This is a genomic window from Lysinibacillus sp. NPDC093688 (assembly GCF_050280145.1).
Taxonomy (GTDB): Bacteria; Bacillota; Bacilli; order Bacillales_A; family Planococcaceae; genus Lysinibacillus; species Lysinibacillus xylanilyticus_B.
Genome location: NZ_JBNNUX010000005.1, coordinates 152881 through 175200, shown reverse-complemented (window position 1 = coordinate 175200; position 22320 = coordinate 152881). Strand labels below are relative to the sequence as shown.

The window sequence follows — 22320 nt, the reverse complement described above, 5'->3', positions numbered from 1 at the left end:
ATAGACAAAGAGGATAATAGCAAATTAATCGCTATTATCCTCTTCGTCTATATAATATTTAAAATTTCTTGTGGTGTAGAAACTTTGTACTCGGGTTCCTCTTGTTGTACAACTTCAATAGCGTCATATCCCCAACCAACCCAAATTATAGGGACCCCCGCTTTTTTGCAGGCTGCGATATCTCTTTGTTCATCACCAATGTATAAAACTTCTGATGGTGTAATGCTTGAGTCCTTTAAAAATTTCTTTATCACTTTATCCTTTCCAAAAATACGGTTTGAACAAAGAACGTCTGATACACAATGAATACCGTTCATTTTTAGAAATTCTAAAATGTTCTCCTGTGAATTGGAGGAAATGATAAGGATTTTATAGCCCCTTTTATCAATTTCCATCAGGACTTCCTTCATACCATCATAAAGATGAACATCATTTAATGACTGACGATACAAGCGATAAAACTGAGGTAAAATCATGGGCAATTTATACATAGGGAAGTCGAATAATTTACTTCGTTCCGCTATAGATAATTTTTTCAATGATTCAATTTCCTTTAACTCAATCCCTTTAAATTTATATTTTTGCGCAATTGTATTCCAAGCTGCTGCAAACACTGCCGTAGAATCTGCCAATGTTCCATCAAAATCAAAGATAATATATTTCATTACAAATTTTCTCCTTTATAATCTAATTGTAAAGACGTTTTTTTCTTGAAAATGTTACTGCCTATACTTAAAAAAATGACATGATTATACAGGATATGAAAAAGAATCGTACAAATAACTCTAGATGAGCAAATTTTTCATTAATAAATAAATATTTTTGGATCATCACTAAAACGTGTGGTTGATTTCCGTTCCGACTGGGCGCGTCGGGCCAACACGATGTTGGTCACGAAGGCGTTATCACAGGACGTGATGCTTTTAGCCTTCGTTCCTCTATCGCTGATCCCCAAGGAGTCGCCCAGTCGTAACGAAGATCAACTATATACATGGCATACGTTTTAACGAATGTCTTCCACAACTTTTGGTTTTAAGCCATATTTTTTATGTAAAGTTGTTCGATTACGCAATTTTCAAATCGATATTATGTAAAATCCCGTAAAATATTTCGATATAACTTAAATGAATATCTATTAATTTTGAGTGGGGTGGCATAAAAGTACCTGTCACCGGTCGATATTAAAGCAGGGTGACAGGTACGGTCTATGATGAAGCATTTTCAGTTTTTTCTCGTTTTTTTATTAAATAATAGGCATTTACTGAGGAGGTAATAGGAATGATAAGTGCGATTCCAATACCTGCACAAAAAATCATAATCAGTTCAGTGGCGAATACTTTAGAATTTATAATTTCGCCAATTGAATAAGATAAATCTTTAAACCATATGAGCAAGCTTAAATATCCACCAAAGAAAGCGAAAAATAATGTATTTGTATCTGTACCTAAAATGTCCTTTCCAATGCTTAAACCTGATGTAAATAATTTTTTTCTGCTTATTAACGGATTATGATGAAGAATCTCATGCATGGAAGTAGCGATGGAAATGGCAACATCCAAAATTGCACCAATTGTACTCATAATAATAACAGAAGCTCCGATTTGTACAAAATTGACGCCGATATTAAGTGAAAATATGCTGATTTCTTCTGCGGATTCTTCCCCAAATCCTCGAATCATTGATTTCTCCGTTACAAAAACAATAAAAAGTAATAAAACTACAATCGTCATCATCGTAGAAATGAAAGCAGTCATCGTTTTACTACTCATTTCATTTATAAAAAATAAGCTAATCCAACTTATAACGGTACAGGCAATAAACGTTAATAAAACCGGACTATTCTTTGGATTGGTCATTAAAAAAATAGTAATAAAGAGTACCCCAAAGTTTAAAAATAAAGATAGAAATGATCTTACTCCTTTTTTTCCACCAATAACGATCATCAATATAAATAAAATGGCCGTTAACCATACTAATACATTCATTATTTTGCCCTCTTTCGTTTAATGAAAAAAATAGAAGTGTAAAGACTAATGGGGATCGTTAAGACAACACCAATTCCACCTGCTAGGGCACGAGCTAATTCTAACGAAAGGTTCATGGAAAGTGTTTGCCCTAATGGATAAGAATTTTTTAAATATAAAATTAACATTGGAAATGAGCCAGAAATATAAACGAAGAACAAAATACTTGTAATCGTTCCCATAACGTCTTTCCCGATATCCATTCCAGAAGTTCTTAAAGCTTGGTCAGAAATATCTTGGTTTTGCTCAAATAATGCGAACATAGAAGAAGCCATTGTGATGGAGACATCCATTACAGCCCCTAGTGCCCCAATAAATAACCCAGCCATAAAAATCACTCGATAAGGTCGTGTTAAAAATTGCATTTCTTCATACCGAAGACCATTCTCGGATGTAACCCATAGGACTAAAGAGCTAATTAATAACGAAATAAATGTTCCTAAAAGTGTTGCAACAATCGCTGCATATGTTTTTTCATTCAAGCCGTTAATGAGAATTAAAGAAATGAGCGTAAATAAAAGAACACATACCCCACTTATAAATATCAAATTTATATTTGAATGCACATATAAATCCAAGGCAAAAGATAATACAAGGGAGTTTACAATTAAACTAATGATTGAAAATAAACCTTGTCTTTTACCAACAATCAGCAAAGCAAAAATAAAAATCCACGCTACTATTAAGACGAACTGATCACGTTTCACGTCTAAAATAGTCCCAGTTAAATCTCCATTTTTGTCTGTCTTGGCTTTAATGGAAACAAATAATTTATTTCCAACTTGATACTCTTGATCGAAGGCTCCAGATGCTGAATACTCATTTGTAAAATGAATCAGCTTACCCTTTTCTTCACCATTTTTTAATACAGCTGTAATAAACTGAGTATATAAATGATCATTATTTTCATACATATCCATTACAGGGGTTGATTCTGTTAATTCGGTTTTTATAACTTCCGCAATTGGACGCTCATAAAATGCTTCGTTGTGATAAACGAAAAAAACAGAAGCGATAAAGCAAATAGCAATAAAGGTATAAAATATAACTTTGTTATAAGATTTTTTTTTCAAGATGTTTTGCAATAAAAAAACCTCCAATGAGGGAATAGAATTTAATCATATACGTTGTGTTCATTGTTGGAGTTGACACGAACAATGACTCACAATTTTACTATGATTTTTTTTATGTCAAGCAGATTAAAAAGTGCCATGTATAAAGAACGTGCTTATCGAAAAGAGGTTCCTTAATTAAATAATACGGCTAATATGCCTGTTAGCAACCTAAGTTAGTTATAGCATTATTAAACTCGTGTTATTCATTGATGTGAGTTTTATTATGCTTGGTAATGGATGAAAATTTGATTAAGGAATTTGTGTTCTTTATAATATTGTGATAGATTAGTAAGAACTATTGAATTCGAAAGGAGGTAAAAGTGATGGAAACTGTATTCGCAAAAGGCTTAACAGAAAAAGAGGTAAAATCTTACAGATTGCTTGGAGATTTGCTGTCAAAGGGAGAAGTCTGCCCTTTTTTAAGCAAATTTCATATCGAAAACAGATTCCGGAAGCTTTTGCCTTCTTATTTTAACAATTGTAGTCAATAATTTTTGATGAACTTGAATAAATATATTTACGCATTGTGGCGCCGGTTCTGTACGGCGCTTTTTTACGTTCCATTGTGAAATATAAGAAACCTTTCCTATGCTGTAGGGTTTTTTCGCACTTTTAAGGCGCCGTTCTTTCGGCGCCTTTTTTGTGTTTTAACTTCTTTCAGCAGGTGTCCAAACACCTGCTGAAAGAAGTTAAAGCCTCCGGCGGATGTCACGGAATCGGAAAGGAGTTCTTTGTGCAAGCACAAAGCCGATTCCGGACGCAATTATGCCGAGGCATAATTGATAGGAGTGAAAAAAGATGAGTAACCTTATCTGTCCATTCATTTGTTAAGCGTCTTTAGCTTTGCAAAAGAGATGGTCAAAATCTATAAGGAGATTATATAAATGATACTTCAATTAAATGGAATTAGTAAAAGCTATTTGGGAGATCCAATTCTCTCAAATATAACAATGAAAATTGAGCGTGGAGATAAAATTGGCCTCATTGGTGTTAATGGGGCTGGTAAATCAACATTATTAAAGGTAATTGCTGGAGACCTTCCCTATGATAAAGGAGAGATTTACATCGGGAAAGGTATTAAAATTGGGTACTTGCGGCAAGACAGTGGCTTGAAGCAAGACAATACAATTTGGGCTGAAATGTTAGAAGCGTTACCTGACCTTCTTGAGGCTGAAAAAGAACTTCGAGAGCTTGAAAAGAAGATGAGCGATCCGTTGTTCATAGACAATCCTATAAAACTTGAAAAAATTATGGATCGATATGCAATAAAATCAGAATGGTTTATGCAGCATGGTGGCTATGAAATAGAAGCTAAAATTAACACTATTCTTAATGGCATGGGCTTTGAAAGTATGTCTAAAAATACCCCTATTCATCAGCTAAGTGGAGGACAAAAAACTCGCCTTGCACTGGCGAAAATTTTACTAGAACAGCCAGATTTATTAATGCTAGATGAACCGACGAATCATTTGGATGTTACAACTTTAAATTGGCTTGAAACGTATTTAAGCTCATATCAAGGTTCCATTCTTGTTATTTCGCATGATCGATATTTTTTAGATGCACTTGTTAACGGTATCTATGAGCTTGAGCGAACAGAAGTCAGGAAATATGTCGGCAATTACTCTAAGTATGTAGAAAATAAAGACAAAAATCGCGAATTGCTTGAAAAAAATATGTCTTGCAACAGCAAGAAATTTCGAAAATGGAAGACTATATACAACGCAATATTACTATGGCCACTTCTTCTAAAAGTGCAAAAAACAAAAGAAAACAGCTTGAGAGAATAGAACGAATTGAGAAGCCTCTGAAGGATTTAAAACATACACAGATGGCATTTTCAATAGAAAAAAACTCTCATAAGGAAGTGTTAAATGTAAGAGACTTATCAATTTCTTTTACCGTAGAACGCGAACAACAACCGCTATTAAAAAATATTAGTTTTCAGCTACATCGTGGTGAAAAGGTTGCATTAATTGGTCCAAATGGTGTTGGAAAATCAACGCTATTAAAGACTCTGTTAAAGGAGATTAGTCCAGATACAGGTGTTATCGCTTGGGGTAACGGTATAACGATAGGTTATTACGATCAAGAGCAGTCGAACTTACATCCAAATAACACTATTTTACATGAGGTTTGGAGTATGTTCCCGCACATGGAAGAAGCGAGAGTTCGTACTGTTTTAGGGAATTTTTTATTTACTGGTGAAGATGTGTTTAAAAAGATATCTGCCCTCAGTGGAGGTGAGAGGGCGCGAGTAGCATTATCGAAACTCGTATTGCAAAAAGCTAACGTGCTTATTATGGATGAACCAACTAATCATCTTGATTTATATAGTAAAGAAGTATTGGAACAGGCTCTTTTGAATTTTGAGGGAACACTTTTCTTTATTTCACATGATCGATATTTTCTTAATAAGCTAGCACACAAAATGGTGGAGCTTTCCCCAACAGGCATGAGTATTTTTAAAGGTAATTACGAAGATCATATGAAAATGAAATTAAACTAAGATCATAAACATGGAAAAGCAAAGAGGACCACCGATTGAGAAAATATTTATGATTACGTAAAAAAATATAAAAAGTGAAAAGAGGAAGTTAATATGACAAATGAAAATCGAATTGCAGTTATTACAGGATCAGGTAGTGGAATTGGTAGAGCAACTAGTATTAAATTTGCTGAAAATGGCTATAAAGTCGCGTTAGTTGATTTTAACGAGAAAACTGGAGAAGAGACTCTTAAACTAGTTCAACAAAATGGCGGTGAAGGGATATTCGTTAAAGCGGATGTTTCTAAAGTAGAGGATGTTCAGAATTATGTACAGCAAGCTATAAACACATATGGCCGTATCGATGTATTATTCAATAACGCTGGCATCATTCAAAAGTTTGCACCTTTTACAACGGTTGAATTGGAAGAATACGATCGTCTTATGGATATCAATGTAAAAGGTATTTTCCTAGGTATGAAATATGTCATTCCAGTAATGGAAAAACAGGGCAAAGGGTCGATTATAAATACTGCTTCATCTGCAGGTATTCGTCCAGAGCACAGTATTGCTGTATACTCAGCGAGTAAACATGCAGTAATCGGTTTAACAAAAGGTGTAGCAATCGAGTATGCAAATAAAGGTATTCGTGTGAATGCTGTGTGTCCAGGTGGTATTGTTACTCCATTATTCCATAGTGTTGGTGAAACACTTGAAAAAACAGGATACGTACCAGAAGAAATGTCACGTGTACGCATGGGACGCCATGGTGAACCAGAAGAAGTAGCAGAAGCAGTCCTATTCTTAGCTTCAGATAAAGCAAGCTTCATGGCTGGTGCTGTTGTCTCTGTTGACGGTAGTTTGACTGTATAAATTTTACTTCTAACTTTGTTCAAGAACAAAGTCGATTCCGGACGCAATTATGCCGAGGCATAATCGATTTGTCTTTTTAAACAGCCACGCCTTTGGTCTTTAATAATGACCAAAGGTGGTGGCTGTTTTTATCTGACATTGAGACTTGCAAAAGCGACATTAGTTAGAGGAAAAATTTTTATTAAGAATTATCTGGATAATAAAATAAAATAGTGTTATCGTAAGAAATAGCTAAATAAAAAATATCCTTCAGGGTAGGGTGAAATTCCCAATCGGCGGTGATGAAGCAATTCAAAGTCCGTGAGCGCAAGCTGATTTGGTGCAAATCCAAAACCGACAGTTATAGTCTGGATGGGAGAAGGGTAAAAGTAAGAGCTTTTTAAATTCGCTTGAGTTTATAAGGTTTATTTGATTATGCTTTTATGTAAACTACTTCCCATCGTTTAAGTTGGGAAGTTTTTTGTTTTATTTAGCTAACGAATTGAATAGCAGTAGTTCTTCGGGGTAGGGTGAAATTCCCAATCGGCGGTGATGAAGTAATTCAAAGTCCGTGAGCGCAAGCTGATTTGGTGCAAATCCAAAACCGACAGTGAGAGTCTGGATGGGAGAAGAACGATGAGATGATAGCCTATGGAAAAATTTCGTATCCTTAAGGTTTATTTGTTGACGTCTTATTTATATGAACTCCCAAACCCCTTTAATCAAAGGGGTTTTTTGTTTGAACAGAAATTTTTGATTAAGGGAGGAGGTACATAGGACTCCGAAAGCGGAAGAGAAAAGCTTGGACCAATGAATGAAAGCGGGTGAAAAAATGTTTACAGGAATTATTGAGGATATTGGCACCGTAAAAACCTTGCAAAGCGATAGACAAAGTATGAAAATCACCGTTATTTCAAAGAAAATGGTAGAGGATGTAAAGCTCGGGGACAGTATAGCGGTCAATGGTGCTTGTTTAACAGTGATATCTTTTAATGAACAAGAGCTTACGATGGATGTAATGCCTGAAACGGTGAGAGCAACAAATTTACAGCAGCTTGCAATTGGAGATCCGGTAAATTTAGAGCGCGCTATGTCAGCGAATGGGCGATTCGGTGGTCATTTTGTATCCGGACATGTAGACGGAGTAGGGAAAGTGATACGAAAGCGGCCGTTAGCAAATGCAGTTTATATTGATATAGAGCTATCAAAGGAGTTAACGAACTTCTGTATTCCAAAGGGCTCCATCACAATTGACGGAACGAGCTTAACACTCTTTCATGTCGAGAAAAATAGTGTCACAGTATCACTGATACCCCACACATACAAAGAAACAATTTTAGGGTTGAAGAAGATGGGGGATCTTGTCAATATAGAAACCGATTTAGTAGGAAAATACATTTTGCATCAACTTAAGTGTGGACAGGAACCGCCGACCATTACAAGAGACTACTTAACTGAAAACGGATTTTAATCAACATTATTGAACAGGAGGTGGCGATATTGCTACATTCGATTGAAGAAGCAGTTGAGGATTTAAAACAAGGGAAGATGATTATTGTAGTTGATGATGAGGACCGAGAAAACGAAGGGGACTTATTAGCGATTGCGGAATTTATGACGCCTGAAACGATTAACTTTATGGCGACCTATGGAAGGGGTCTTATTTGTACGCCGATATCACAGCAGCTTGCACAAAAATTAGCATTAAAGCCTATGGTTAGTATTAATACAGATAATCATCAAACCGCATTTACCGTTAGCATAGATCACATAGACACAACAACTGGAATTAGCGCCTTTGAACGGGCAATGACAATACAAAAAATGCTAGAGCCACAAGCGAAAGCTGCAGATTTTCGTAGACCAGGTCATGTCTTCCCATTAATAGCAAAGGACAATGGTGTATTAGAACGTAGAGGACATACGGAAGCTACAATAGATTTGGCAAAGCTTTGTAATAGCGTTCCTGCAGGAGTTATATGTGAAATTATGGGCGACAATGGCGAAATGCTACGCTTTAATGATCTCGTTAAATATGCAGCACAACATAGTTTAAAAATGATTTCCATAGAAGCACTGGCAACATATCGCCATCGACAAATAATGGAAAAAAACACAATGACTATATAAAAAGACCTATCACCTAAAGTTGTGGAGGATTTTTGTTAAAACGTATGCCATGTATATAAGTTGATTGGAGTGGAGGCTGGGCGACTCCTTGGGGATAGTGAACTGCACCCAGGAAAGCGCCCAGCCGGAACGGAAATCAGCCCCACGTTATGGTGATGTGATTATACAACATAAAAGAGGAGAGATTAAAATGGTTAAAACATTTGAAGCACAATTAATTGGTACGGATTTAAAAATAGCAGTAGTAGTAGGTCGTTTCAACGAATTTATTACAAGTAAATTATTAGACGGTGCATTAGATGGTTTAAAGCGTCATGGAGTGGATGAGAATTCTATCGACGTAGCATGGGTTCCAGGAGCATTTGAAGTTCCATTCATCGCGAAACAGTTAGCAGAAACAAAGAAATATGATGCAATTATTGGATTAGGTACGGTAATTCGTGGCTCTACAACACATTATGATTATGTATGTAATGAATCAGCAAAAGGAATTGCCAATGTGTCACTAACTACAAATGTACCTGTAATTTTTGGCATTGTTACTACTGAAAATATTGAACAAGCGATTGAACGCGCAGGGACTAAATCAGGAAATAAAGGCTATGACGCAGCAATGTCTGCAATTGAAATGGCAAATTTAAAGAAGATGATTGGATAAATCTTTGCTAATAATAGGTTGGAATTTTACCGCTAAATTATTCTGACAAAGCATAATAAACAGCATATATTCCTGAATATTTTTTAAAAGCATGGAGAAAATATCAGTAAGTGTATTTATGTTAATTTCATAAATGTACTAATTTGGAGCTGGCTCAGTAGGAGATGATGGATATTTCTTCAATGGAACAAGCGTTAAATTTGAAATCTTTGAAGTCATTATTTCAACGCTCTGCTGATGTGGTATTTCAAGAGTATTGCTTTCAGCAACATAAAGTACATTTGATAAAATGTGAAGCGATGATTAATGAGCGGTTACTGCAGACCGTTATTGTGCAACGAGTTCAATCCTTATTTACTGCAACATCGGATGAATTGTTAGCAGAACATATACAAAATCATTTACACATTCCCCATCTTCAGAGAATAACAAGTAAAGATGAGGCCATCACAAGAGTCTATAAAGGACATGTTTTACTATATTTCGAAGATATGGATTTGCTGTATTCAAGTTATATCGCTAAAAAACCAAATCGAGAGCCTAAAGAAACAACTGTTGAATTAGTTGTCAAAGGTCCGAGAGATGATTTTACTGAGGATGTATTAATTAATATTGCTTTAATACGAAAACGATTACCGACTAATTCATTAAGTGTTGAGACATATGAGCTTGGCACACGATCCAAAACAACCGTAGCTGTACTTTATTTAGAAGATGTCGTAAATAAAACGATGCTTGAGAAAATAAAATTACAGCTCAAGGGAGTTGATGCGGATGTTATATTTAGTGGGGATATATTGATGGAAAGAATTGAGCAGAGCGATAAAATTCTACCTAAACATGATTATACTGGACGCCCGGATTTTGCTGTACAAGCCTTAAGTAGAGGGCGTATTATCATCATAGTCGATGGGGTATCATATGCCATTATTACACCTACTAATGTAATGTTACTTTTTAAATCAGGTGAGGATAATGAGTATCCGATTCTTGTAAGCTCTATGGAGCGTTTACTACGAATAGTGGCTATTTTAATAAGTGTACTTTTACCAGGTTTTTGGCTTGCACTTTCAACCCACCATCAAGAGCAATTGCCATCCATCCTATTGGCAACAGTTGTTGAATCAAGAACGGGGCTCCCGTTTCCAACTATCCTTGAAATACTATTGATGCTTTTTATGTTTGAAATATTTCGGGAGGCAAATATACATCTTCCCAATGTTATCAGTGGTTCCATAAGCGTTGTCGGGGGATTAATTATTGGAGATGCAGCCATTAAATCGGGTGTTACGAGTCCTTCCATGATTGTCGTTATAGCTACGTCAAGTATTGCAGCTTTTACACTTGTCAATCAATCCATGGTTTCAGCAATGAGTATTCTCAGGATAATCATTGTTTTAGCATCTGGCTTTTTGGGGTTATTTGGATTCTTTATTTCAGTGTTTTTCATACTTCTTTATATTGCAAATTTACGAGTATTAGGCGTTCCGTACTTAAATATGGGAGCAGATTTAGATTGGCAAGACATTAAAAAATCTTTAGTTCGCCTATCTCCTTCAGGTTATCGTAAGCGACCGAAATTTTTAAATGTACAGGATGAGACAAAGACATCGAGTAGGAAAAAATAAATACTTAGAATGAAGAGATCAGGTCTTTTAATGGCCTGATCTTTTTATCATTTTCCGACAGACGACTCCAATTTCAAAAAGGGGGAGGAAATAGCACGAAAAGTAGGGTGCGATAAATGTAGATAGGTGATAGGAAAAACTTGCTTGTGATGATAAACTAAGAACGAATATTCTTATTTAGAGAAGCGAAGAATCCTGAAAACGTATTTGGAACAGTGTGTTTAAGATTCATGTAAAGGGATAAATAGCCATTGTCGTTTCAAACTTCTAAATTTCTTACTTCTCTGCATATGATTTTCAGCAGGAAGAGTGATTCACTACGCAAATAAGATTTTAAAACAACCGTAAAAAAAGAAGTATATTGTAGTATAATAGGTAAGATATGAAATTGTTTCCTTGGTTGAAAATATGACATGATGTCAACTACGACTAACGATTTTTTTATGTAATGTGAAAGCCAAGCTCAATTAAATTAAGACATAATTCATGTCTAAGATGAGGAAGTACCAGTTTGTATGAAAACACGAAAAATAAAACTAATTTTAATATTATCAACGCTCTTATTAGTATTGTTTACAAGTTTAAACATCTTTACATCCTATATAAAAATGAAAAAGACAGTAGAAGAGTCAATAGCGAACCAAAGTCTGGAATCGGCTATTTCTATCGCATCTTCTATTGATGTAGAGGCGTACAAACAATTTTTAGATAACCCCGAGAAAAACGAATATTATTGGCAATTAAGAAGCTACTTAAACGATGCAAGAGTAAAAATAGGTGCATTATTTGTTTATACATTAGATATTGAAAATCCAAAGGTATCCAAAGCAATGATCATGGGTTTACCAAGTGAAGTTGAAGGCTTTGATATCGGAATGGACTGTACAGTACCCGAGACACAATTGCAAAAAGCTTATTATGGAGAAACATTTGCAACTGATGTAATACTAGATTCTATTTATGGCTCCTACTTAACTGTTGGTGCACCGATTAAGGATGAAACAGGGGAGGTTATTGCATACTTAGGCATTGATATTAGTGCAGACACATTAAATGACATTAAGGGAAAAGTGATCGAAGACAATCTTTTTATCTTTATTTTTAATGGTGTACTCATTTTAATCGTGATCGGCTCTGTTTTCTTTTTACAGAGATGGTATCAAAAAGAAGTGGCAGAAGAAGTTGGAGCAACAGAAAATACATATCAAGCGGAAATTAAAACTTTAATCACTTCCGTGTCCTCTTTAAGACATGATTTCACAAATCATATACAAGTATTGCATGGATTTCTACAATTAGACGAACCTGATCAGGCAAAACAATATTTATCTTCACTGTCTAAAGAAGTTCATGCTATTAAGTCTCTTAAATTAAATATTGATCATCCTGGCTTGGCGATTTTATTGCAAACGAAAAAACTAACGGCACAAAATCATAATATTGATATGGATTTCACAGTCTCTGCGGATGCATTTAATAAAATTAGAACTACGGATTTAATCAAAATCTTATCAAATTTAATAGATAATGCGATTGATGCTGCAAATGAATTACCGGAAGAACAACGTAAAATAACAATTTGCTGTAAAGCTGATGACACGCAATATAAATTTAAGGTTACAAATACCGGACCAAATATAGTAGAAGCAGGGCAAATATTCAAGCGAGGATTTTCCACAAAGAAACCGGAGAATGGTAAAACAAGAGGGCAAGGCTTGTTTATTGTGAATGAAATAGTCAATAAGTACGACGGTCAAATTTCTATCGATTCCTCAAAACATTTAGAGACAACCGCAATAGTAACCATTCCAATAAAGTAAATTTCGAAACTTCCTACAGAAAATTGTAGGAAGTTTTATTTTTGGTTGATAAACTATTATGTTAATGAAATTAAAGTATGACTCTTCGGCAAAACGTGTGGTTGATTTCCGTTCCGGCTGGGCGCTTTGTTGTTGCTGTCGCTATGCTTTCGCACAGATAAAACATTTGCTGACGCTTCGCTTTCGCACAGAGCAAAGCTTCCTGGGGGCGTCGGGCCAACACTATGTTGGTCACGAAGGCGTTATCACAGGACGTGATGCTTTTAGCCTTCGTTCCTCTACCCGCTTCACTCGCGTTGCTCGCTCCAGGGTCTCAGGCCAACAGGATGTTGGTCACGAAGGTGTTATCACAGGATGTGATGCTCTTAGCCTTCGTTCCTCTATCGCTAATCCCCAAGGAGTCGCCCAGCCTTCACTCCAATCAACTATCCCTCATAGTAATTATTTTATGGCATGTTACTTTGATTTATAGTGAAAAAAGGAAACTTCTGCAAAGGGGGATGTCTGTGCGAAAGCGAGAAACTTGGAACGGAAATCACCTTCATTTAAAGCGTTACAATATAATATTAACGGATATTGTAACGAGAATTTTGTTCAACACGGGGCTTTCAACAGAAAATTTAAGGAAGCTTTTTCAATTTTTTTTGATCTAAGTCCGCTGCTACCTGCAAAGTGAAATATTTGCTAGTGGAATAGCGCCCTTTATATGCGAAAAGCAGTTTCAACTTTCACTTTTACATTATTTGAGTAATTCATTTCATATAGTACTACTAATCGATGGTATTCTATTAGGGGGAGTTGAAATATTTGGATAAATCAATCCTTGATTTATTGAAAAAGGGTGGATTTGTTTTGTATGCAAGGCATGGTCAAGCGACTGTCGGGGTAGATCAGCCATATTTAAATTTTCAAGATTGTGTTACGCAAAGAAATTTGTCTGAATTTGGACGAAGGCAGGCCGTTTACTTTGGACAACTGCTACGTCATTTACAAATTCCGATTAGTTCCCCAATAGTCGTAAGTCCTTTTTGTCGTACAATTGAAACGGCACAGCTCGCATTTCCGTATTCTTATATCCAAATTGACCCAATTGGTTATGAAATTTATAAATTGGGTGGGAATATTCCTTTTGTTGAAAAGACAAATATATTATCAAGTTTGCAATCAGTGTTAGAAAGAAAGCCACCGCAGGGAACGAATCAAGTGATTATTGCCCATAGCTTTCCTGAAGATGTTGGATTAGGGGAGATTTCGAATATGGGAATGGTTATTGTAAAGCCAAATGGTCCTGGGAATGGTTATGAAATCATAAAAAAATTATCTTTAGAAGATTTATCACTAAATTAACGTAGGGATGGGTGAAATCATGGAAATAAAAACAGTCTCACAGTGCACGTTAAATGAAACTTTAAAAGCTTGGAATAAAGGTTTTGAGGGGTATTTTGTACAAATAGAAATGAATGCAGAGGTGTTTTTAAACCGACTCGTTGGAGAAGGACTATCCCTAGAGCTATCAATCGTCGCATTTGATCATAATAATCCTGTTGGCATTGTATTAAATGGATTTAGACTAATGGATGGTAAGAAAATCTCTTGGAATGGTGGAACTGGCATCTCTCCAGACTATCGCGGTAAAGGTGTTTCGCGTGTTTTAATGGAAGAAACCATCGCCCTCTATGAAAGAGAGAAGGTGGAAGTTGCAACGCTTGAAGCTATAAAAGAGAATAAAGTAGCAATTGCGTTATATGAAAAGTATGGCTATACAATAACAAATCAATTGTTTTTTTTAAGTGGCGAATATGAAGCAAAAGTAGAGCAGCCAGTCGTAATTCATGTGGAAACTATTCGGCCAGAAGAGCTATCGCATTTATCTTTTTATCAGGAAGATGTCCCTTGGCAATGTAGCTGGCAAAGCAATAAACAAGGAGAAGCTAAAATTTTTTATAACGAGAATAATGAAGCGATTGGCTATATGCTGTATAGAACAGTATGGGATAGGGATGGTGCCATCGACAGCATAGTGCTTTATCAATTAGAGTTATTAGGGAATGGCAATGTTGAACTTATTCCACACTTTATCGCAAGCATTACAAAACACAAAGTAAAACTGGCAACAGTTAACTTTTTAGCAAGTAATCCAGCAACGAGCTATTTGACGGAGAATGGGCTTGAAGTGAAGACGGAGCAAGTGCAAATGAAGAAGAAAATAGATTAATAGTTTGCGAGGTGAGAAGAGAAGAGAGAATTTCTGAAGGCTTCAACGTTAAGCTAGGCAAAATTATGTTACTTAAATTTCGGGAGATATAGACGGCCAATGTCGACGAGTTTAAATTGAGCCGCAGTTGTTCCAGATAGTTAAAAAAAGAAGGTGTTTTGTTATGAGGAAAATGCTCATATGTAATTTACTAATATTATTATTGGTAGGTTGTACACCAGCTATAAATACTAATCCCACTGCGAAATCTATCCTTAAAGAACATTCTCAGGTGGATATTCTTCAGTATAATAATTTGATTTATATTAATGCTACAAGTTTGGAATCAATGCAACAATTTGAATATACGAAGTGTGAGAAGATAGGGGAAATTATTAAAACTACAAATTCCTCTAAAAATTTTAAGGATTTTTATGCTACTAAACTGGAAAGTGGAACAAAGATTTTCTCTACAAATGAAAATAATACTTATACAATCATTGCGGAAATAAATGGGCAACATATACTTTATACTGTTTTGCTTGAGGGCTAGGTTGTAAACAATTGAGAATTCCAGTATACTAATCCGATAAAGAATGTAAATAAAGGATGAATTTAAATGACGTTTGAAGAGATTTTACCACGCTTAAAGGCGGGAGAAAAAGTAATTCGTAAAGGTTGGGGCGGTGCCGAATTATATGTGAAGCTAGTTGGACAAAGCGAACATGATGGTGAGACTTTGAATCCTTATTTTTTAATTAATGTACGTGGTGAGGGCTATACAATGTTCACACCGACAGTCTGTGATTTATTAGCGGAAGATTGGATAATTGTTAATTAAACGGAAGAGCCATCTCAAATGAGGTGGTTTCTTTGTTTTTAGAGGAGAGAGATCAATGACGTTTGAAGAATATAAGGGCAAAACGGTATTTGTAACGGGGGCTGCTTCAGGTATTGGTCATGCCCAAGCTATTGCATTTTTAGAAAATGGAGCAAACGTATTCGGGTTTGATATAGAGGAGCAAGGGTTAGGAAATCTATTTCACCAATACCCTGAACAATTTGCCTATAAAGTAGGTAGTGTATGCAATAAGGACGATGTAGAGCAAGCATTTAAAGCTGCAATTTCAATCTTTATGCAAGTAGATATTTTATTAAATACTGCAGGGGTTTTAGATGGCTTTGCAAAAACGCTTGATACAGATGAGGCGCTTTGGGATAAAATTATGAATACCAATGTAAAGGGTACTTTTTTTGTGACGAATACGATATTACCCCATATGGTAAAACGAAAATCGGGCGTCATCGTTAATATGACGTCTATTGCAGGGCTTGTTGCAGGCGGTGGTGGTGCGGCGTATACAGCATCTAAACATGCGATTGTCGGCTATACCAAACAGCTAGATTTAGATTATTGTCGTGAAGGAATTCGCGCCAATGCCATTGCACCTGGAGCCATTCAAACACCGATGAACAAGGCTGATTTTGAAGGTGATGGAGAAATCGCAAAATGGGTCGCTAAAGAAACGCCTGCTGGACGCTGGGCACAACCAAGTGAAGTGGCGAGTTTAACACTTTATTTGGCTAGTCAATCAGCTGATTATATACACGGTGCAATCATGCCGATTGATGGCGGCTGGCTTACTAAATAGTATTGTTCAATCGTAAATTCTTCTATATAATATGCAAGTAAGCAAAATTCAGCTTGCACTGCGGCACTTCAGATAGGGCGACAAGCTCTCTTCCTTTGGCCGTAGTTATTACTAAAATAGCGGATGTGCTATTTTACAAAGGAGAATAAAATTGAATACATCTATTGTAAAAGATTCAAGCCGTACTTCTGTAACCGAGCTTACAAAGACGGCACTTGTTGCAGCTTTATATGTGGCTGTAACTGTATTATTGTCAGTCATAAGTTTTGGGGCAGTTCAACTACGTTTATCGGAGATGTTTAACTACCTAGCCCTATACAACAAACGCTATGTACTTGCCGTGACTTTAGGAGTAGTACTTGCAAACTTCATGTCACCAACGTGGATATTAGATGTACCGATTGGTGGAATTGCGACATTTCTCGTTTTGATTCTTTGTCGAAGAGTAACGAAAAATATAACAAATGATCTTGTGAAAATGGTTATAACTGCATTGATTTTTGCTATATCAATGTTCACTGTTGCAGGGCAATTAACAATTCTCTACGATCTTCCGTTTTGGGCTACATGGTTTACGGTTGGCGTTGGGGAGCTATTGTCAATGACTGTTGGTGGTATGACTATTTATTTATTAAATAAAAAAATTGATTTATCGAAATAATTTCATTAAGCTCTTATAGAAACAGTCGGAGGACAAATGAGCTGTGCTGCGCACAACAAGAAGGGACCCCTCTTATGGTACATGAAGTACCATAAGAGGGGTCCCTTTTGTGAAGAAGTATTACTTATCTCTTAAAGTTTAGTGTCAGATGGGGCAGACTTTACCCCTTCTGACGGGGGATCAACTTGTTTAGGCTGAAGTATGAACTGAGTAGACAGTAAAGATAATACATTTAAACTTCCATTTCCCGATTTGGCTACGGTCATTACTACAGCTTGATAAGTAGTATCAGTATTGATTTTAGTTCCAAATGCATCAAACATATTTATAGATGCACCTTTGGTATTTTCGTTCGACTTGAATGATGTGTAATTCTGTGGATTGACATTATTCGCATCCGATAACTTGAAATTTGCTACATCTTTTGATTGAATCAAGAATACTCGATATTCTGTTACGTTGTTTTCATTGCTTACTTTATCAAAGCTAATCCGTATGTCTTCATAGGTCCCAGTATTCCCAGCGGTAGAAAGACTTACATTAGTTACTGCTTCTACTGCGGCAGAATTGGTTAACGTAATATCATTCGAAGCGCCAGACAATGTAACTGTGCCGGCTGAACTGCCTTTTCCAACTGACAATACGTAGACGTTATACGGCGTACCGTTAGTGATAGAGTTGCCATCTATATCCGTTGCCTTAACGTTAAGAACCTGGTCAGTACTGCTGCCAGAAGTACTTACGGCAGTAAAGTTTGGAAATTGGACGTTGCTTGCTATTGAAGTATTGAATGGTTTATTTTTAGGTACTACCATAATTCGATATTCGCTTATATTCGATGCATCAGATGCATGATTGAACGATACCTGTAAATCTCGACCATCTCCAAAATCATTTACATCGCTTGCCTTAACATTGCTGACCGCTTGAACGGTTTTGTTCTTAGTAAGTGTAATCACCGATGAATCAGAAGATAGAGCATTGACGCTTGAAGAATTTCCATTCGCTACAGTCAGTACATAAACACGGTAGCTTGTGCCTTCCGTAATGGAATAACCGCGAACATCTCGAGCCCCATCTAACGTTCTAGTTACCGATTTATTTCCGCCTTTGCTTTCTGTGATGTAATAAGAGCTACTATTGGCTTGTGATAGGCTGAAGCTGCTGTAATAAGCTGTCGGTACGACAAAAATCCGATATTGATTGACATTTGTTTCATCGGAAGGCTTCGTGAACGATACCTGTAAATCACGGCCATCTCCATAATCATTTACATCAGCAACAGTTAGATTGGTTACAGCCTGCACATTGATGTTCTTACCGAGCGTAATCGTTGACGTTGGCGCGGACAGCGCATTGCTGCCGGAATAATTGCCATTGCCTACCGAGAGAACATAGACACGGTAGCTAGTTCTATCCGTGATATAATTGCCACGCACATCCCGAGCATTTCCCGAGAGCGTCAGCTCGTAATTGTTTTTTCCTGACTTGTTCAAAGTCGTATAATTACTGCTGGATACATTATTAGCATCCGCCAGACTGAAGTTACTGTAATACGATGTTGGTACAACCATAATACGATAATGACTAATATTGGACTCATCCGCCGCTTTAGTGAAAGAGACAGAGAGATCACGGCCGTCGCCATAATCATTCACATCGTTGGCATAGAGATTCGATACTGCTCCTACATTGCTGCTATATAGTGTAATCGCATTGGAAGCAGACGATAACACGTTATTCCCAGAGTTCGTAGCTACAGCCATTACGAATATACGATAACTGACCCCATTCTGAATGGCATAACCGTCTGTATCTCGTGCACCTGAAGAGAGAACCTGAGTAATATTGTAGCCTGACTTATTCACCTGCGTGTAATAAGAGCTGGATAGACTGTTCGCCTTCGTCAATGTGAAGTTCGAATAGTTGCTAGCTCTTACAACAAAGATCCGATAAGAGCTGATGTTAGACTCATTGGATATTTTGTTGAAGCTAACTCGCAGATCGCGTCCATCTCCATAGTCGTTGACATCATCAACTTGAGTAATAACAGGAGTAGCCACTGTATTTGGACTAAGTGTTACTGATGAAGAAGCAGATGACAGCTTATTAACAGCTGAATCAGCGCTGCTAACTGACAAGACGAATGCTGTATAAGGTACGCCGTTCTTAATGGAATCACCGGCAGTATCACGTGCTGAGGAAGACAGAGTTCCTGTCATCGTACCGCCGTTGCTCCCCGATTTATACATTGTCGTATAGTAGCTACTGGATAAATTATTCGCAGTAGTAAGACTGAAATTGTTAGCGTCCTTAGTCTTTACGATAAACACACGGTAATTCGAAATATTGTTGTCATTCTGCGGACGAGTGAAGCTAACCGAGATATCGCGTCCGTCGCCGAAATCGCTAATATCGCTAATTTTCACATTTGTTACCTCTGCAACCGAAGACATGTTCGTTAGGGTAATCTTCGGAGAAGACTTCGATAATACGCTGGAATAAGAACCTTTTCCAACTGCAAGTACATACGCTACATAAGGCTGGTCATTTCTAATAAAGTCTCCGTCCACATCCCGTGAACTCTGGGATAATGTGATGGAACGATCTGAGCCGGTAGGTGATACTTTCGTATAATTTGAAGCGGAGACCTTCAGGGCCGACGCCTGATTGAAGCTTTTTGAAGCTTTCACAACGAGAACCCGGTAATGATCCACAAGTGATTCAGTGGACGATTTGGAGAAGCTAACCTCCAGGTCACGCCCATCTCCTTGATTACCAACATCTTTAACCGATACATAGTTCACTGGAGAAATACTAATATTGCTCGGAGTGTCAGAGTTAATAGATACAATCTGATTATACGAGTTCCAGTCAACATCCTGACCAAGCGCTTCACTAACAAAGCGTACTGGCACCATTGTTCTGCCATTTATTATCTGTGCTGGTACATCAAGCGTAACTCTCTCGGCATTGATAGTAGCTACCTTCGATTTAATCTTGAGAACTACCGTTGTACCTCCTTTATTCCCAGTAACGGTTTGATTCTTTCGATCCCAATCCACGCTTGCATCCAATGCCTCGAAGATTGCTCTAAGCGGCAGCATAACGCGCCCTTGAATCATCACTGGTGGCTGGTCGGTCTTTAATTGAACCCCGTCCACATAAATTGTGATGGCCCTTGCCGCTTGAGCGGTCGCTGGCTGCAGCAATATCGGTACAATAAGTATCGCTGCAAGAAACAAAGTCCAAATTTTCTTCATAAATTCCACCCCTCCTATTAATCTGGCATGATAAACATCATTGCATAATTAGTACGTATCAATAGGTAAAAAAGTTTCATATTTTTACCTCCATAAGAAAATTTAACCGAGAAGGTGATGCCATCAGCTTTATTGGGCGTTTTCCTATATGAAATAATAATTGTAACCTCGCTTAAGCGACGTATTATTCATAGTACGAATGGAGAGGTTTACATTTCAAAGATTAGTAAACGAATCGTAATGTAGGGACGATGATTTTCTTCATTACATGGGGAACAGGTATACGAGGACAGACTGCCGCCGCAGCTTGCTATTGTCTCGGTGAAGCAGACGACCAGAACAAAAACAGTGCCAAACAGAGGAACTGTGACCCACTTATCGAGGCTAATTAGCTGCAATCAAAAAGCTTGTCGCGATGATTAGCGACAAGCTTTGCCGAGAAGTACCATATAGTCTAGTTTAATCTATAAAATGTGACGCGTTTTTTGTTTTATTCCACCGTCACTGATAGCTCCTTCACAAGGAGAGAAGGGGAGCCGTACCCATCTGGTAGGAAGTAAAGCTCTGAACTAGTTTCTTCGATATCATTTAAGAACTCAAAGAAGTTTCCGGCTATTGTCATTTGCTTGACAGGGGAGACAATTTTGCCATCTTGAATATGGAATCCTGAAGCTGCAACCGAAAAATCACCAGAAACTGTATTCGTACCAGAATGAAGCCCTGATAAATCTGTAATAAGTACTCCGTCAGTAACCGAGTTAATTAACTCATCTTGAGATTTCTTACCAGTCGAAATATATAAATTTTGGGGCGCAATAGATAAAGTACCTTTGTAGGAGTCTTTATGTGCATGCCCAGTTGTTTTACAGCCGTCCTTTTTTGCCGTTTTTCTATTATGCAATAATGTTTGGAGTGTGCCATCTAAAATAATTGCCTGCTCTTTTGTTGCAACACCCTCTCCATCAAAACTTGCTCCAGACAAAGCAGCGGGATGGAATGGAGCATTCAGCAATGTAATAACCTCTGACGCCACTTTTTGTCCAACCTTTCCATTTAATAAGGATTGGCCTTTTTGAGCATTTTCAGCTGAGAGTATCGGCATAAAGGTACTTAATAATGATGCTGCCGCGTCTGAGCGTAGGACAATTGGATATTTGCCAGCTGGAATCGATTTTTCACCTAAATTCGTAAGAGCTTCCTCAGCCGCTTCTTTTGCAATATCATCAGCATTAAGAGAATGAAAATCACGTGTCATTTTCAAATAACTACCTGTTTTCAGTTCCTCACCTTCTTTTACAACCGTAGAGAGGAAAATAACTAAGCCATTCTCCTTATGTGATAGGGCAAGGTTTTTACTATTCGTTAATGAACGTTCAGTAGTATATTCTTGAAGGAAACAGTAATCAAGTGTTACAATGCGCGAATCGTAGGCACGGATTTTTTGTTCAATTAAACGGAGCAGTTCAATTTTTTCAGGAATTCCGATTGTCTCTAATTCTTCATTGTAAAATTCATGTGGCGTGTATTTATTACTGCCTTCAAAAATATCTATGCCCTCATCTTCATCTAGAACGTCTGCATTTGCTTTTACACGGTTGATTAAAAAGGACATCGAATCATCGTCTAGTTTTTCTGTATAGGCGTAGCCCATTTTTCCGTTATGCAGCCCACGTAGACTTAGGCCCCCATCCTCAGACGTTTCATAGCTATCAATCTGTCCTTCGTAAAGCATACACTTAAACGTATTTTTCCGTTCATAATAAACTTCAGCCTCTGTAAAACCGGCTTCTATCGCCTGATCTAGTAGTTTTTCTTGATATTCAGCAATATTCATC

The 22320-nt window shown here is 37.1% G+C and carries 17 protein-coding genes, 1 pseudogene and 2 riboswitches; of the genes and pseudogenes, 13 read left to right on the top strand and 5 right to left on the bottom strand.

Features of this window, described 5'->3' with window-relative positions; all coding sequences use genetic code 11:
* Positions 1-47 precede the first annotated feature (47 nt).
* The 3 genes from ACQKN2_RS06860 to ACQKN2_RS06850 all read right to left on the bottom strand — a co-directional run bounded on the left by ACQKN2_RS06860 (position 48) and on the right by ACQKN2_RS06850 (position 3109).
* Positions 48-665, bottom strand: a complete 618-nt coding sequence (locus ACQKN2_RS06860; protein ID WP_427414310.1) for an HAD-IA family hydrolase — start codon at positions 663-665, stop codon at positions 48-50.
* A 540-nt stretch (positions 666-1205) separates the two neighbouring features.
* Positions 1206-1985, bottom strand: a complete 780-nt coding sequence (locus tag ACQKN2_RS06855) for a YibE/F family protein (protein WP_427414309.1) — start codon at positions 1983-1985, stop codon at positions 1206-1208.
* A complete protein-coding gene (locus tag ACQKN2_RS06850; RefSeq protein ID WP_427414308.1) occupies positions 1985-3109 on the bottom strand; it encodes a YibE/F family protein in 1125 nt (374 codons plus the stop codon). The genes ACQKN2_RS06855 and ACQKN2_RS06850 overlap by 1 nt, the downstream gene beginning before the upstream one ends.
* A 914-nt stretch (positions 3110-4023) precedes the next feature.
* Here ACQKN2_RS06850 and ACQKN2_RS06845 point away from each other — a divergent pair.
* From ACQKN2_RS06845 to ACQKN2_RS06785, 13 genes and pseudogenes are all read left to right on the top strand, one after another.
* Positions 4024-5648 (top strand): annotated as a pseudogene (locus ACQKN2_RS06845) (ABC-F family ATP-binding cassette domain-containing protein).
* A 93-nt stretch (positions 5649-5741) separates the two neighbouring features.
* Entirely contained in the window at positions 5742-6500 is a 759-nt protein-coding gene (locus ACQKN2_RS06840) for an SDR family NAD(P)-dependent oxidoreductase (protein WP_427414307.1), read from the top strand.
* Positions 6501-6741: 241 nt separating this feature from the next.
* Positions 6742-6867: riboswitch (FMN riboswitch) on the top strand.
* 124 nt (positions 6868-6991) lie between these two features.
* Positions 6992-7117, top strand: a riboswitch (FMN riboswitch).
* A 194-nt stretch (positions 7118-7311) separates the two neighbouring features.
* A complete protein-coding gene (ribE, locus tag ACQKN2_RS06835; protein WP_427414306.1) occupies positions 7312-7950 on the top strand; it encodes a riboflavin synthase in 639 nt (212 codons plus the stop codon).
* A gap of 29 nt (positions 7951-7979) precedes the next feature.
* Entirely contained in the window at positions 7980-8609 is a 630-nt protein-coding gene (gene ribB / locus ACQKN2_RS06830) for a 3,4-dihydroxy-2-butanone-4-phosphate synthase (RefSeq protein ID WP_427414305.1), read from the top strand.
* Between the two features lie 190 nt (positions 8610-8799).
* Positions 8800-9267: a 6,7-dimethyl-8-ribityllumazine synthase gene (gene ribH / locus ACQKN2_RS06825; protein WP_370082743.1), complete on the top strand. Its 468-nt coding sequence runs from the start codon at positions 8800-8802 to the stop codon at positions 9265-9267.
* Positions 9268-9449: 182 nt separating this feature from the next.
* A complete protein-coding gene (locus ACQKN2_RS06820; RefSeq protein ID WP_427414304.1) occupies positions 9450-10895 on the top strand; it encodes a spore germination protein in 1446 nt (481 codons plus the stop codon).
* Positions 10896-11410: 515 nt separating this feature from the next.
* Positions 11411-12715: a sensor histidine kinase gene (locus ACQKN2_RS06815; protein ID WP_427414303.1), complete on the top strand. Its 1305-nt coding sequence runs from the start codon at positions 11411-11413 to the stop codon at positions 12713-12715.
* Between the two features lie 807 nt (positions 12716-13522).
* Positions 13523-14062 carry a histidine phosphatase family protein gene (locus tag ACQKN2_RS06810; protein ID WP_427414302.1) on the top strand — a complete coding sequence of 180 codons (540 nt, stop codon included), beginning with the start codon at positions 13523-13525 and terminating at the stop codon, positions 14060-14062.
* A 19-nt stretch (positions 14063-14081) separates the two neighbouring features.
* Positions 14082-14930 carry a GNAT family N-acetyltransferase gene (locus ACQKN2_RS06805; RefSeq protein ID WP_427414301.1) on the top strand — a complete coding sequence of 283 codons (849 nt, stop codon included), beginning with the start codon at positions 14082-14084 and terminating at the stop codon, positions 14928-14930.
* Between the two features lie 163 nt (positions 14931-15093).
* Entirely contained in the window at positions 15094-15462 is a 369-nt protein-coding gene (locus tag ACQKN2_RS06800) for a hypothetical protein (RefSeq protein WP_427414300.1), read from the top strand.
* Between the two features lie 66 nt (positions 15463-15528).
* Complete coding sequence (locus ACQKN2_RS06795) at positions 15529-15750, top strand: DUF2829 domain-containing protein (RefSeq protein ID WP_323646632.1); 222 nt, start codon at positions 15529-15531, stop codon at positions 15748-15750.
* Between the two features lie 55 nt (positions 15751-15805).
* The gene (locus ACQKN2_RS06790) at positions 15806-16561 is read left to right on the top strand and encodes a 3-oxoacyl-ACP reductase (RefSeq protein WP_427414299.1); all 756 of its coding nucleotides are present in this window, start codon (positions 15806-15808) and stop codon (positions 16559-16561) included.
* A gap of 151 nt (positions 16562-16712) precedes the next feature.
* Complete coding sequence (locus tag ACQKN2_RS06785) at positions 16713-17222, top strand: QueT transporter family protein (RefSeq protein WP_427414298.1); 510 nt, start codon at positions 16713-16715, stop codon at positions 17220-17222.
* A 131-nt stretch (positions 17223-17353) separates the two neighbouring features.
* Here the strand turns inward: ACQKN2_RS06785 and ACQKN2_RS06780 are convergent, their stop codons facing one another.
* Together ACQKN2_RS06780 and ACQKN2_RS06775 are read right to left on the bottom strand one after the other, a co-directional pair.
* Entirely contained in the window at positions 17354-20485 is a 3132-nt protein-coding gene (locus tag ACQKN2_RS06780; RefSeq protein ID WP_427414297.1) for a stalk domain-containing protein, read from the bottom strand.
* 490 nt (positions 20486-20975) lie between these two features.
* Positions 20976-22319 (bottom strand): TldD/PmbA family protein, encoded by a 1344-nt coding sequence (locus tag ACQKN2_RS06775; RefSeq protein WP_427414296.1) that lies wholly within the window; start codon positions 22317-22319, stop codon positions 20976-20978.
* Between the last annotated feature and the right edge of the window lies 1 nt (position 22320).

Bases quoted from the DNA above. Each gene is read 5' to 3' on its own strand.
- ACQKN2_RS06855 (WP_427414309.1), bottom strand. From the start codon at position 1,985: ATGAATGTATTAGTATGGTTAACGGCCATTTTATTTATATTGATGATC.
- ribE (WP_427414306.1), top strand. From the start codon at position 7,312: ATGTTTACAGGAATTATTGAGGATATTGGCACCGTAAAAACCTTGCAA.
- ACQKN2_RS06800 (WP_427414300.1), top strand. From the start codon at position 15,094: ATGAGGAAAATGCTCATATGTAATTTACTAATATTATTATTGGTAGGT.
- ACQKN2_RS06780 (WP_427414297.1), bottom strand. From the start codon at position 20,485: ATGAAGAAAATTTGGACTTTGTTTCTTGCAGCGATACTTATTGTACCG.
- ACQKN2_RS06790 (WP_427414299.1), top strand. From the start codon at position 15,806: ATGACGTTTGAAGAATATAAGGGCAAAACGGTATTTGTAACGGGGGCT.
- ACQKN2_RS06795 (WP_323646632.1), top strand. From the start codon at position 15,529: ATGACGTTTGAAGAGATTTTACCACGCTTAAAGGCGGGAGAAAAAGTA.
- ACQKN2_RS06840 (WP_427414307.1), top strand. From the start codon at position 5,742: ATGACAAATGAAAATCGAATTGCAGTTATTACAGGATCAGGTAGTGGA.
- ACQKN2_RS06805 (WP_427414301.1), top strand. From the start codon at position 14,082: ATGGAAATAAAAACAGTCTCACAGTGCACGTTAAATGAAACTTTAAAA.
- ribH (WP_370082743.1), top strand. From the start codon at position 8,800: ATGGTTAAAACATTTGAAGCACAATTAATTGGTACGGATTTAAAAATA.
- ACQKN2_RS06815 (WP_427414303.1), top strand. From the start codon at position 11,411: ATGAAAACACGAAAAATAAAACTAATTTTAATATTATCAACGCTCTTA.
- ACQKN2_RS06820 (WP_427414304.1), top strand. From the start codon at position 9,450: ATGGAACAAGCGTTAAATTTGAAATCTTTGAAGTCATTATTTCAACGC.
- ACQKN2_RS06775 (WP_427414296.1), bottom strand. From the start codon at position 22,319: ATGAATATTGCTGAATATCAAGAAAAACTACTAGATCAGGCGATAGAA.
- ACQKN2_RS06860 (WP_427414310.1), bottom strand. From the start codon at position 665: ATGAAATATATTATCTTTGATTTTGATGGAACATTGGCAGATTCTACG.